Raw genomic sequence first — 13,114 nt, forward strand, 5'->3', positions numbered from 1 at the left:
CGAACGGCCTATGACCACGCGCTCTACGGTGATCGGCTGCACGTTTTTTCTGCTGGGGCTGTTTGCCGTAGGGCTTTTCATCAAACCCGTTCGCATCACTAGGGAAGGCCAGACCCAACTGGTCTTTCTGCATCGTTTTCAAAGGGGTTCCTTTCGTTTTGCCAATTCCGTGACCCTCAAACCGGTGACCGTGCATTTTCAGGTGCTTTCCCAATTTGATCGCTTCTCCATGGAAACGGACGAGGAAACGGAAAACTACTACACCTTCGGAACCTATGACATAGACACGTGTCTTTCCCGCCAGACGACTTCCTCGCTGAAGCTGTGCAGTGTGCAAGGGATTGAGCTCTTGGTTGGTGACGACAGGTGGGAGATTCAAAACGGCTGTTTGGAGGTGACCTTGTTATGGACGTTTTGATTCGTAGGATGGTCCACGTGCTGGCGATCGCGGGAACGCTCTACCATCTCTACCTTGTCGTTCACCCGTACACGCCTTTGTCTTCCCTGCATGTTTCCGTTCTGGACCTAACCCAGGTGCAAAGGGCGACCCACGTGTGCCTGATTGCGCTTCTGGGGTATTGGGTATGCATCTACCGGCTCAAGGCCAGAAGTCTTTGGGGGGCTTTGCCCCTGCTCGTCATGACCGGTTTGCTCACCTATGAATTCATGCGCTTGGATCTTCCCTTCTTCATAAAGATTCTGGGCTTTGCGGTCTGGGCTCTGACCATGGTGTCCGTCACCATTCCCCAGGTGAGCAGGCCTGCCAACTTGATCTGCGGGCTCCTCAGTCTCCTGCCCTTTCTGTACCTGGTGGCCACTTATGAGAAGCTTATTTATCGGGCCATCATGCCGGAACCCTGGGATCTTTGCATGGCCTTTGCTGAAGTTCTTCTGGTTTTGGGAGTGATTTTTCGGCTGAGCGGGCCCATCATGCCGACCCTGGTCATGATTTTTATCCTTTATAACACCTACGGCCATAATATCCCTGGTACCTTCGCCAATCCCGGCTTCAGTGTGGATATGCTTCTGGGCAAAATGTATTGCGAAACGGAAGCCGGCATTTTCGGCTCCATTACGGGTGTGTCGCTGAAGTACTTGATTTATTTCACCACCCTCGGAGCGGTGGTGACGCATATGGGATTCGGAAAAATCCTTGCCAACATCGCTCTTCTTTTGGTCGGCCGCAGCCCTGCCTCCCCAGGGCGAGCCAGTTCCGTCATGGCGGTCCTCATGGGCATGTTTTCCGGGTCCGGCGCTGCAGACACCCAATTTGTGGCGACCCTTACGAGGCCGCTCTATGATCAGGTGCGTTACAATCGACTGGTGGCCGCAGGGGTCGTGGCCACGGTGGGTTCCATTGCCTACATTACGCCCCCGGTCATGGGCTCCATTTCGTTCATCATGGTGGAACTGCTGTCCATTCCGTATTCCAAGATCATCATCATGGCCACGGGTCCCATGGCGCTCTATCTGCTGGGAATCATGCTTTACAACGAGTTATACGTGCGCCGAGAGGGACTGCCGCACCTGGAAGTGGCGTCCAGCACCAATTGGGCGTATTTCTGGCGCTACGCCTACATTTTCGTGCCCATTCTGTTCATCATTGCCTTGATCTACCGAGGGTTTGCCATCAGTCTCACGGTATCCGTGGCCATCGGTCTTTTTTTGCTATTCGCCTACGCGGACAAGACGGTGCGGCCTCCCGTGGCCAAGATATGGGAAGCCTTGGAAGAGGGGACCGTGTCCCTTTTGCATATCGCCAGTGCGGTCATCGCCGCCAACATGATCATGTCCATGATGGTGCTGAGCGGGCTGGCATCCAAATTTTCCATTGTCATGCTGAAGATCAGCGGATCGAGTATGCTCTTGGCCACGCTGTTTACCGGCGTCTTCAGCCTGATCTTGGGCATGGGGGTGCCGCCCATTGCCACCTATGTGTTGACTTCGGCACTGACGGCACCCACCATACAAAAGTTGGCCGTCATGAGCGGCACTCCGGAGGGACCGGCCCTGCTGGCCACACACATGTTTCTCTTCTATTTTGCCGTTCTGGCGGAGGTCACGCCCCCGGTGGCGCTTTCGGCTTATGCCGCGGGAGCAGTCATGGGGACGGATCCCATCAAGACAGGCGTTTTTGCCGCTCGTGTCGCCCTACCCAAGTATTTCATCGGGCTCACCTTTATCTTGTCCTTCAGCGGCACGGCCCTTCTCATTCTCCCCATCACGGAAACCCTTTCGGGATGGGCCGCGATTCAGGCCATCGCGCTGCGCTTCCTGGCATCCATCGGAGCGGTGGTCTTTCTCAATGTGGGCGTGGTGGGGTACCTGTTTCGACGACTTTCGTCGGTGGAACGATGGATCACAGGCGTCTGTGGGCTGCTTCTCTTTTACCCTCACCTGGGTTTCAACGCCGTAACCGGCGCCTTTGCATTGATCGTCGGCGCTAAGGCGTGGCTGAGTCGGCCAAAAGAGGCGGCAGCGCACGTGCCCGCCTAACAGAAGGCAGAGCGATGCCTTTTCGGGAGAACCTTGCCGGCATCAAATTTTTCTCAAAAGCTCGGGTTCCTGGCGATCCAGTGATCAATCCGACTGGATTCGCTTCGGAGGAAGCGGCTCCTTCGGGTCGCACCCCTGGCGGACGGCCGGGAGGCCGTCCCTTAGAGGCAAAGGGCTTGCGCCTCCGTTCTTCTCGAAGGTACCTGCTCCTGCCGGTCCGAGAAGAACAGGACGCGCAGGAGCGTGTTCCTCCGAGGCGAGTGGATCGCCCAACGATGTGCCTTGAAGGTCTTGAAACAGCCGGCGTGCTTGTCCCGCTTCGTTGCCATTCCTCAAAGGAACCGCGTTCCCGCGATTTGAAAGGTTTATCGGTTGGACCACGTTCCCGAGGTCCCAAAGGTTTTTTTCAAAGGGACCTGCTCCTTCTGCGGGTCCGCACCTCACGCCGACGGCCGGGAGGCCGACCGCTTGAAAACACCGGCGCGCAAAACCTCTCCTACGGACACAGCAAGTCTTGAGCCCCGCTTCCGAAGGGCTCCAACGGAGCGTGTCCGAGAATATGCATGGTAAGGGTGTTGTAGGGGACCCGTGGCGCGCACGTTACCGGAGCTCCAACGGAGTGTGTTCAAGAACATGTTCAGTGGAAGCGGCGCAAGCCGCGATGCCTTCCGGCGCCTTGCGGCGCTCCGACAGCCTCGAGTCGACAGAGCGCGGCCAAACCGTCATAGGGAAAGCGGCTAAGACCTGATCAAAGGAACGGCCAGAAGGCGGCTTGTGAGTTCCTGGCGAAATGAGGCCGGGAACGGCTTTTGTCCAAGGCACATGGCCATAAGATCCATGTCGTCCAGGGACAGAAGGGCTTCCAATTCAAGAAGATCCCGTTCCTTGAGAGCCTCAGCGTGCGCTTCCCAGAAGCGCGAGAGAATGAGTTCCAGCTCCTGGGTGGCCCGACGCCGACACAGATAACGCAGCTTTCGGCGCATCCTTTCCATAGATTCCTGCTCAAGGGAATGAGCCTCTTCGGGTGTCATGGCGGTCCTTCCTGGTTCACGATTGGCTTTGTCCACCGGGAAAACGGTTTTGTGTGGAGGCGCATTCTTTAGTCCACGCAACAATTTCCCTAATCGATTCCATGTGATACAGCATGGCCACGTGGCTCATGGGCGGTGTCCAGCGCACTTTCCAATGGGATCCCGGCGGTTGCAAAGCTTCCGTGGGAAGCACCATATTGTCTACGGGAGATGACAGGGCCACGCAGGAGAAGTTTGGGGCGCCGAAGGACCTTTCGTCTCGTTCGATCTTTTCAATGAGCGGGCTGCGGTACCCGAGGGATCGCCCCAGGTACCCAAGAGCGAACACAGCAAGGCGGCTTCCTTGGTGCGGCGTGCCCAAGGTGAGGCATCCGGCCAGGGTGTTCGAACCGACAGTGACAGCCGCGTGCCGGGCCAAAAGGCCGCCCAGGCTATGCCCGATGAGCACGATGGGGCGCAAAGGTTCGGCATGGTGCAGGGCTCTCAGGTCGCGGGCGAGTTGGGCGCTCCTCTGAAAAAAATCGGCGGACCAGCTGGCATAAGACCACGATCGCACATCATGAAATCCCGCACGCCGCAGGGCCCGGTGCACGAACAAAAAGGCGCTTCGGTTATGATAAAGCCCATGAATAGTGATGATGATGGGACCGGTATTGGCAGAAGGCCGTGAAGCCCTTTGGCGTTCGGGGAGCAGTCCCAGGGGAAAGGTGAGCAGGGCCAGAGTCTGGGCGATGAGCGCCCAAAGGAATCCCCGCAGGACATAGAACCTGGGGCGCCCTTGGGATCGGTTGCGCAGGTCGTCCAAGGCGGGCCCGTTGGCCGTGTCGTACCAATAAAGGACATAGGTCAAGGCGGCAAAGAGGGTGATGAAGCCAAAGAAGATGCATAGCACAGCGATCACAGCCAGCCCTTTTCTTGCAAAAAGTCGGGGACGTCTTTGAGTTCCGGGACGCAGCCGTCGGGTGCCTGCATTTTGGCGTTTAGAATATCGGCGAGAAGAGGGCGCTCTCTTTCGGGCCGACACAGAATCCACAGGCTGTGCATGCCCGCGAGGCGTGCCGGAGCTATGTCCAACTCGTAAGAGTCGCCGATCATCCAGCACCGGTCAAGGCCTTGGCGATGCGCCGCGTCCACAGCCTGTCGATAGAGGGATGCAGAAGGTTTTTTGATCCCGGTTCGGTAACTGAGAAAGTGGAAATCCACCAAAGCATTGATTTCCGCACATTCTTTTTGAAAGCCTAAAAAAAAAGGATGCCAGATGTTGGAAATGACCCCTACGCAATGGCCCGCTTCCTTAAGGCGGCGAATCAATGGCGTGGCTCCAGGGATTTCCCGCACACAGGCGATTTGTTCATACCACACGCGGCACACTTCCCGTGCCACCGTGAAGGGCTCAAGGGACGGAAGAACTTTGGCGATGGCCTCGCTGACGGCTTGAGGCTCTTCGGCCGGCAGAGTCATAATGAGCTTGCCGATGATCTTGGTCTGCTCGTCGGTCAGGCCCAGCGCTGCACCGAGAAGACGTCGAGGGGACGCCTCAGCCCCGGTGACCAAAGTGTGCCCGATATCGAAAAAAAAAGCGGCCTTAGGCATCCTGGGTCCTGCGAGAAAGTTTATTCCTGCCGATAAGGCAACCCGTCGCGAAGGCAGCGTTCGGCGCGTTCCAACTGGCGACCCACGTACAGCGCATGGTTGATGTCGGAAAGGGCACCATCCCGGGCCAGTTCATGCTGAAGGCGGGAAGCCTTGCTGTGACAATAGGTCTTGAGCGTCACATCCCCATAGCGATGTTCCACCAAAATCTCATGGCCGTCCAGACTGATGCGAAAATATCCCATGGGATCTTCTCGATACCTGAAAGATCTTTCCGCGGCAATGAGGGCGGCCCGATCCGCCTGCCCCGCGTCGATGGTGATGGAATGACTGAAAACCGTTATGGCACCCGGTGTCATGGAAACCGCCGAAGCCACGTGGTCTTGCACGGCCATGAGGCCGTAGAAATTCACCAGCCAGGCATCCAAAGCGTTGTGGGTGCGAAAAGTGGCTGTGAGGGTCAAGGCGCCCTGAAAAAGGCGAAAGAAGAGGCTCACCAAACACGGATGTCCCGAGGGAGCCGCCAGATCGCGGCGCGGATCCCAAAGGACGGCGTAGGCTTTGCGGTCCTGAGGGTCCTTGCGAAGGCGGTCGATGACGATCGGCAGGCTGTCTAAGCCAAAGTAAGCGCGCAGGCGGTTACCGTAGTTGTAAGTTTCATCCGGTTCCAGAGACGGGCTGAGCATGTCCTGTTGGTAGCGGCGAAGCTTTACGGGATCAAAGCCATAGCGCTGGAGCTCGGCTTCGGGAACGGGCTGAGGATGTTCCACAACGACTTTCACATTTTGCAATTCTCGGCGCTCCCCTTTGGCCAAGGTCACTGGAACGCCGAACCGATGCATCGTGGCGATGAGATCTTTCCATGCGGTCAGGGGATCGTCGGCAACAATGGTATGGGTTCGAGGATTGCTGGGATGGGCGGCGATGCGCACCTGGGGCAAAGGAATCGTCTGACGTTGCGCCGGCGCACCGGGCCGGGGTTTGTAGCCCTTGAGAAACCCAATGAGATCTTCGGCGTTGGGATTGTCCTTGGGCGATCCAAAAGAGACGATGATCGGGGGGCTTGGGAAATGTTCGGGCCGCACCAGGTTGTCGATGACGCGCCGCGTGCCTCGAATCCGCGCAGGTTCAGGGGTTCCGAGCGCCGTGGGTTCATAAGCCACCGAGGTGTCACCGTAGGGTTCCAGCCCGTGTTCAAAAAAAGCCCGCAATTCATTCAAGGATCCGGAGCGATCCCGGCCGTAGACCACAAGGGTGTCGATCTGCGGATTATAGAGAAGGTTTCTCAGGAGTTCTCGAAGCCCGTTGCCGTACAGCGTCCCAACGGCGGCAATGGGGCTGGTGAGGGAATGCAAATCCGCACCCAGGCGCCGCAGCCTTTCCAGCACCACATCGGGGCGGGACCACAGGGTGAGCAGCCCTACGGTTCCTTTGGGGTTGATGCGGAGAATCTGTTCTTGGCAGTAAAGAGGAACAAATTCAAGTTTCATACGATCGGTAAAAAATCGGTGGCGGGGGTGCGCCGCCGGGAAGTGATGTTGCGAATATCGGACAGAATGTAATCGTAGGTTTCGCGAGAAATGAGCAACTGTTCAAAAACGTCGATGCCGGCTTCTCGAACCGCCTGCCGCCAAAAGAGGTCCCGCTGGGCGGATGCCGAATCATAGGTGTGCTCGTAATAAACGGCTCGAATGCGCGCTGTGGCGATGAGTTTCAGACACACGTAGCAGGGTGCCAAGGTGGTGTAGAGTGTAGCACCTTCCACGGAAATGCCGTACCGGGCCGCCTGAGCGATGGCGTTGGCTTCGGCGTGGCTGGCTTTGCAAAAGTTGTATTTGTCCACATCCGGAATCCCCAGGCTGCGTCGATAGCAGTAAGGGCGGCCGTCGGGCAGATCGGGCTGATCAATGCAGTGGGGCGCTCCGGGCATGGCGCCGTTGTAGCCCGTGGAAAGAATGTGGTTGTCCTTAACAATCACGGCCCCGGCGGGCCTGGAATTGCATGTGGAGCGTGTGCTCACAATTTTTGCAATCAGCATGAAGTATTCGTGCCAATTGGGTCGTTGTCTGGACATGGGTTCGCCTCCGATTCCTTTTCAGCCAGCTGATGATGCAGGAAACACCGCACGAGATGGCCTTCTGCAACCGGTTCCAAAGATGGCACAAGGCGCCGGCAGATGTCCATGACTTTGGGGCAACGGGGGTGAAAGTGGCATCCTTCGGGAGGATGCAGGGGACTGGGCAGGTCGCCGGTTAAGCTTTTGCGCTCTTTTTTTCGGTCCGGATCAGGAAAGGGCGCCGCTTCCAAGAGCGCCTGGGTGTAAGGGTGCAAAGGGGCCTGGTACAGCGTCTTTTGATCAGCCGATTCCACAATGCGCCCGAGATACATGACGGCCACGCGGTCGCTGATGTGGCGCACCACGGACAGGTCATGGGACACAAAAAGATAAGTCAACCCGAACTGTTCTTGAAGGTCCATGAGCAGGTTGATGACCTGGGCCTGAATGGACACATCCAAGGCCGATACGGGTTCGTCGCAAATAATCAGTTCCGGTTGCAGCGCCAGGGCTCGAGCAATGCCGATGCGCTGGCGCTGCCCTCCGCTGAATTCGTGCGGATAACGGTGTATGTGTTCAGGTCTTAGTCCCACCACTTCCATCAGGTGACGAACGCGCTCCTGGCGTTCGGCGGGCGTGCCCACCTTGTGAATGACCAGCCCTTCCCCGATGATGCGCCCGACGGTCTGGCGCGGATTCAGGCTGGCGTAGGGGTCCTGAAAAATGATCTGCATGCGGCGTCGCAAAGGCCGCAGCTCGGCTCGACCCAGCGCCGCCAGGTCGATGCCGGAAAAAAGGACGGAACCCGAGGTGGGTCGCTCCAACTGCAGCATCACGCGCCCCAGAGTGGATTTTCCACAACCGCTTTCCCCAACCAGGCCCAGGGTTTCCCCCTTGTGAATCGTCAAGCTCACGCCGTCCACAGCCTTGACCACCCCCACCTGGCGACGGAAGACGCCTCCTGTGACGGGATAATGTTTCTTGACCTGATGAAGAACCACGAGAGCTTCCGCAGACAACTCCCTGTGTGCCATCACCCTATTCTTTCATCTTGTCAGGTTTTTTTGAGGACTCGTCGTACAGCCAGCACCGCACCTGGTGACCGGGTTTCCAGGCCGTGAGCGTCGGCTCTTCGGTGAAGCAGCGGTCCATGACAATGCTGCAACGATCATGGAACTTGCAACCCGGGGGCAGCGCCAGCAGGCTGGGGACCACGCCGGGAATGGCTTCCAGCCGGCGTTTTTCGTCTGCCACCAGGCTGGGAATGGAGCGCAAAAGTCCTTGCGTGTAGGGATGCAAGGGCTCGTGAAAGAGATCGCGCACCGGCGCTTCTTCCACAACCCGCCCGGCGTACATCACTTCCACATGTTCAGCGGTTTCCGCCACCACACCCAGATCATGGGTGATGAGCAAAATGGCTGCGCCCGTGGTGCGCCGAAGATCGTTCATGAGTTCCAGAATCTGCGCTTGAATGGTCACGTCCAAAGCGGTTGTGGGCTCATCGGCGATAAGAATTCGCGGATTGCAGGCCAAAGCCATGGCAATCATGACACGCTGGCGCATTCCGCCGCTCATTTGATGCGGATAGTCGCGAAGGCGCGATGCCGCTGAAGGAATGCCCACCATCCGCAGCAGCTCCACGGCGCGATCCAACGCCTCCTTTCGGGACAGCTTTTGGTGCAGTTCCAGCACTTCGGCGATCTGATCCCCGACACGAAACACGGGATTCAAGGATGTCATGGGCTCCTGAAAGATCATGGAAATTTTGTTCCCGCGCACATGGCGCATTTCCGGTTCCGACAGCTGCAAAAGGTCCACGCCCTCGAACAGAATGCGCCCGGACACGATTCTTCCTGGAGGCGTGGGAATCAGCCGCATAATGGACAGAGCCGTCACGGACTTGCCGCAGCCCGATTCTCCCACCAAAGCCAAGGTCTTTCCCGACTCCAGGCAAAAGCTCACATCGTCTACAGCTCTGATCGTGCCGCGATCCGTAAAGAAGAAAGTGCAGAGATGATCGACGTGCAGTAGAGGCGCCATGAGACCGAGTCCTTTGTTATTCGCGAAGGCGGGGATCTAGCGCATCGCGCAATCCATCCCCCAGGAGGTTGAAGCCCAAGACGGAAAAGAGAATCATTAGGCCGGGAAAGGTGACGGCCCACCAGGCCCGCAAAATCAGCGCTCGGCCGTTGGCCAGCATGGCTCCCCATTCCGGCGTGGGGGGCTGAGCCCCAAGGCCCAGAAAGCTCAAGGCTGCGGCTTCCAAAATGGCTGAGGCGAATCCCAGAGTGGTTTGCACGATGAGCGGCGCCAGGCAGTTGGGCAAGATGTGCAGAAAGATCAAACGGCCGTCCCAGGCACCCAGAGCCCGCGCCGCCTGGACGTAGTCTTTGGCGTATTCCTCCAAAACGGATCCTCGCACCAGTCGTGCGTATCGAGGAATACTCACCACGCCGATGGCGATCATGGCATTTTGCAGACTGGGCCCTAAAAAGGCCACGATGACAATGGCCAGAAGAATGCTGGGAAATGCCAGCAAAAGGTCCATAAAGCGCATGATGACGTTGTCCAAAAGCCCTCCGTAAAAGCCGGCCAGAGATCCGGCCAGCGTGCCGAAAAAGAGGGCGATGGAGACGGAGACCACACCGACAACCATGGAAACGCGCGCTCCATAGATGAGGCGGCTGAGAAGATCCCGACCGAAATCGTCCGTTCCCATCAAATGGGTCCAGGTGCCGCCGGGCTGCCAGACCGGCGGTTTGAGTTTGGCGTAGAGGGACTGTTCCAGAGGGTCATGGGGGGCCAGAACAGGAGCCAAGAGAGCCATGGCCAGAAATAAGACGATGATGAAAAAGCCAGCCACGGCCGTCTTGTTCTTTCGCAGCCGCCCAAGAGCCTCCACAAGGGGACAACGGGAGACTTCGACACCCGCATGGGTCGGTGAAGGTGCGCTTGGAAGGGAGGCAACGCGGACGGCGTGCATGCTAAGCCACCTTGATTCGAGGGTTGATCCACGCGCAGAGAATGTCCACCACCATATTGATGGTCACAAAGGCGGTGGCGATGAGCATGGTGCCGCCTTGCACCGCATTAAAATCCCTTGCGTAGACCGCGTTGAGAAGCCATAGACCGATCCCCGGCCAGGCAAAGATGGTTTCCGTGAGGATAGCGCCCCCGAGAAGAATGCCGAACTGCAAGCCGATAACGGTGACAATGGGAATGAGAGCGTTTTTCAGGGCGTGTTTGTAATGAACCAGACGGGGAGGCAGCCCCTTGGCCTTGGCGGTTCGAATATAGTCCTGGCGCAACACTTCCAGCATACTGGATCGGGTGATGCGGGCGATGATGGCCATGGGTATGGTGCTTAAGGTAAAAGCCGGCATCACGATGTGCCACAAAGCGTCCCGAAAGCCTTTCCAGTTCCCCGTGAGCAGGCTGTCCAGGAGAAGCAGGCGTGTGATAGGTTCCACGTGCACGTCATAGCTGAGCCTTCCGGAAAGAGGAAGCCAGCCCAGGTGCAAGGAAAAGATGATCATGAGGATCAGGCCCAGCCAAAAGATGGGCATAGACACGCCCACCAGGGACAAAAGCATGCTGGAATAATCAAAGACGGAATACTGCCGTGTGGCGGAGATGACACCGGCCAGCATGCCCAGGCTCACCGCAAAGACCATGGCCGCCAGGGACAGCTCCACAGTGGCCGGAAAGCGCTCAGCGATTTCCGTAGTGATCTTTTCGTTGGTGCGCAGAGCTCGGCCCAGATCGCCCCGCACCAGCCTGGATAGGAACAACCCGTACTGCACGTGCAAAGGCCGATCCAGCCCCAGTTCCCGGCGCAGCTCCTGAAGGGCTTGTTTGGAAGCGCGTTCCCCCAACATCATTTCAGCGGGATCTCCGGGCACCAGATGAATCATCAAGAACACCAGCACAGAGATGCCGAACACAGTGGGAATCAAGGTCAAAACGCGTCGAAGAACAAAGGCAACCACAAATCCCTTTCCCTTCACGATGCGGCGAAACCGATTGAAAGCCGGTCCGATCATATAGAGGTTTAAAGTAACGTGTTCTCGGACCCGCTTCACGAAGCGCCCCCGGCCTCCAAGGGACATGCTCCTGCTTGTTCACGCGTATTGGAACGGACCGAGCGAGAAGGGCGACCCTCATGGGGGACATGCGGTCCCTCTATGAGGCCGGGAAAAGGCGCTCGTGGATAGAAAGCTATGGTCCTCCTATTCCAGGCTTAGGACTCGATCCACACCTTGTGCAAACGAATGCTGGCCGTCGGGTGCAGCTTAAAGTTCATGACGGATTTTTTCATGGGCCACACCACCATGGAATGGGCCAGATTGATGAGGGGCACTTCTTCGTGAACGAGTTCTTGAGCCCTCCGGTACAGCTTGATGCGTTCCTCCTTGCTGGAGGCCTGTTTCGCCTTCACGATGATGTCGTGATATTCCTGGTTCTTCCATTGGGTGCGCACGTTGGGATCGGCGTATCCGTCCAGTAGAACGGCCAGAAAATTGTCCGGATCGCCGTAGTCTCCGGTCCAGCCCAGTTGAAACAAGTCCATGGACGGATCCTGTTCCCACTGTTTCTTTAAATATGTGCCCCATTCAAAGGTGACCAGCTCCACGTCGATGCCCACTTTTTTGAGGTCCGCCTGAATGGCTTCGCCCACTTTCATGCCGTTGGGATTGTACGGCCTGGGCACGGGCATGCTCCACAACGTGATCTTGGTCTGGCCGGCTTCTTTAAGCTTTTCAAAAAACTTGGCTTCTTCAAGGAGTTTTTTGGCTTTTTCAGGATCATAGGGATAGTCTTGAATGTCGTCGTTGTATCCCCACATGGTGGGTGGAATGGTGTTCTTGGCCACCTGTCCGAGTCGGTAATAGATATTGTCCACGATGGCCTTTTTGTTGATGGCGTAGGCGATGGCCTGGCGTACGCGCTTGTCCTGCCAGAGGGGCTTAGTGTGGTTGAAGCTCACATAGCCGATGTTCATGCCCGGCTGCGAGACGAGTTTCAGTTTGGGATCCTTGGAGGCCAGTTCGATATCTTCCGGATTCGGAAACTGGCAGATGTCGATATTGCCTGTTTTGAGCTCCAAAAAGCGCACGGAATTGTCGGGAATGGTGCGAAAGATGGCCTGATCCAGATAGGGGCGGCCGTCCCAGTAGTCGGGATTCGCCTGCAGAATGATGCGATCGTCTTTGATCCACTTGACGAATTTAAAGGGACCGGTGCCTACGGGATTACTCTTGAAATCTGGGCCCAATTTCAGCACCGCCGTAGGGTTCACAATGGCGGCGAAATCCATGCCCATGTTGGCGATAAAGGGCGCCTCAGGCCGCAGCAATTTGAAAACCACAGTGAAATCATCCACCGCCTCGATACTGCCCACGATTTTATCCATTTCCATGGACAGCCAGTATTCTGCCGGGGGTTGTTCCTTGGGAAATTCCCACTGCGTTTTGAAGAACTTGACCTTTTTTTCCTTCATCATGCGGCCGAGGGAAAACACCACGGCATCGGCGTTGAAATCGGTGCCGTCGTGAAACTTGACTCCCTTGCGCAGGTGAAAGGTATACGTCAGTCCGTCGGGCGACACATCCCAAGATGTGGCCAAGCCGGGAACAATGTCCGTGGACTCATCGGCATACAGCACCAATTGATCATAGACGTTGTCGCAGATCATGAAGGAGTTGCCGTCCGTTTCAAAAGCAGGATCCAGCCCCACACTGTCGCCGCCTCGGCCGAACACCAGAGTCCCCCCCTGTCTTGGGTGTGGCCGCCCAAACGCCGGCAGCCCACAACAGCACGAAAACCACCACCCATGCGCACCACCTTTTCATGACTCCCTCCCTGTCTTTTCGTCGATCTGAGCAACCAACCCCTCAGCCCTTTTCAGAAAAACTGATGCACAGGTAGCAAATCTTTT

Annotated in this window: 12 protein-coding genes; 2 read left to right on the top strand and 10 right to left on the bottom strand. The window is 57.1% G+C overall.

Features of this window, described 5'->3' with window-relative positions:
• The first annotated feature begins 10 nt into the window (after positions 1 to 10).
• Positions 11 to 418 (top strand): hypothetical protein, encoded by a 408-nt coding sequence (locus ACUVSA_RS11835; protein ID WP_445891841.1) that lies wholly within the window; start codon positions 11 to 13, stop codon positions 416 to 418.
• On the top strand, positions 406 to 2,496 hold the full coding sequence (locus ACUVSA_RS11840) for a TRAP transporter permease (protein ID WP_445894968.1): 2,091 nt from the start codon (positions 406 to 408) through the stop codon (positions 2,494 to 2,496). Before ACUVSA_RS11835 ends, ACUVSA_RS11840 begins: the two co-directional genes overlap by 13 nt.
• A gap of 737 nt (positions 2,497 to 3,233) precedes the next feature.
• On the opposite strand, the gene ACUVSA_RS11845 is transcribed toward ACUVSA_RS11840, so the two are convergent.
• The 10 genes from ACUVSA_RS11845 to ACUVSA_RS11890 all read right to left on the bottom strand — a co-directional run bounded on the left by ACUVSA_RS11845 (position 3,234) and on the right by ACUVSA_RS11890 (position 12,913).
• Entirely contained in the window at positions 3,234 to 3,527 is a 294-nt protein-coding gene (locus tag ACUVSA_RS11845; protein WP_445891839.1) for an FAD assembly factor SdhE, read from the bottom strand.
• Between the two features lie 16 nt (positions 3,528 to 3,543).
• On the bottom strand, positions 3,544 to 4,428 hold the full coding sequence (locus ACUVSA_RS11850; protein ID WP_445894969.1) for an esterase/lipase family protein: 885 nt from the start codon (positions 4,426 to 4,428) through the stop codon (positions 3,544 to 3,546).
• Positions 4,425 to 5,120 (bottom strand): HAD family hydrolase, encoded by a 696-nt coding sequence (locus ACUVSA_RS11855; RefSeq protein ID WP_445894970.1) that lies wholly within the window; start codon positions 5,118 to 5,120, stop codon positions 4,425 to 4,427. Before ACUVSA_RS11855 ends, ACUVSA_RS11850 begins: the two co-directional genes overlap by 4 nt.
• A gap of 20 nt (positions 5,121 to 5,140) precedes the next feature.
• Positions 5,141 to 6,610, bottom strand: a complete 1,470-nt coding sequence (locus ACUVSA_RS11860) for a thymidylate synthase (protein ID WP_445891836.1) — start codon at positions 6,608 to 6,610, stop codon at positions 5,141 to 5,143.
• The gene (locus ACUVSA_RS11865; protein ID WP_445894971.1) at positions 6,607 to 7,158 is read right to left on the bottom strand and encodes a deoxycytidylate deaminase; all 552 of its coding nucleotides are present in this window, start codon (positions 7,156 to 7,158) and stop codon (positions 6,607 to 6,609) included. Before ACUVSA_RS11865 ends, ACUVSA_RS11860 begins: the two co-directional genes overlap by 4 nt.
• Complete coding sequence (locus ACUVSA_RS11870; RefSeq protein WP_445891834.1) at positions 7,152 to 8,210, bottom strand: ABC transporter ATP-binding protein; 1,059 nt, start codon at positions 8,208 to 8,210, stop codon at positions 7,152 to 7,154. The genes ACUVSA_RS11865 and ACUVSA_RS11870 overlap by 7 nt, the downstream gene beginning before the upstream one ends.
• Before the next feature lie 4 nt (positions 8,211 to 8,214).
• The gene (locus tag ACUVSA_RS11875; RefSeq protein ID WP_445894972.1) at positions 8,215 to 9,216 is read right to left on the bottom strand and encodes an ABC transporter ATP-binding protein; all 1,002 of its coding nucleotides are present in this window, start codon (positions 9,214 to 9,216) and stop codon (positions 8,215 to 8,217) included.
• Between the two features lie 16 nt (positions 9,217 to 9,232).
• The gene (locus tag ACUVSA_RS11880) at positions 9,233 to 10,159 is read right to left on the bottom strand and encodes an ABC transporter permease (protein ID WP_445894973.1); all 927 of its coding nucleotides are present in this window, start codon (positions 10,157 to 10,159) and stop codon (positions 9,233 to 9,235) included.
• 1 nt (position 10,160) lies between these two features.
• Positions 10,161 to 11,219 (bottom strand): ABC transporter permease, encoded by a 1,059-nt coding sequence (locus tag ACUVSA_RS11885; protein WP_445894974.1) that lies wholly within the window; start codon positions 11,217 to 11,219, stop codon positions 10,161 to 10,163.
• Between the two features lie 197 nt (positions 11,220 to 11,416).
• Positions 11,417 to 12,913, bottom strand: coding sequence for an ABC transporter substrate-binding protein (locus ACUVSA_RS11890; protein ID WP_445894975.1), 1,497 nt, complete (start codon positions 12,911 to 12,913; stop codon positions 11,417 to 11,419).
• Between the last annotated feature and the right edge of the window lie 201 nt (positions 12,914 to 13,114).

This window comes from Desulfosoma sp., assembly GCF_052743555.1.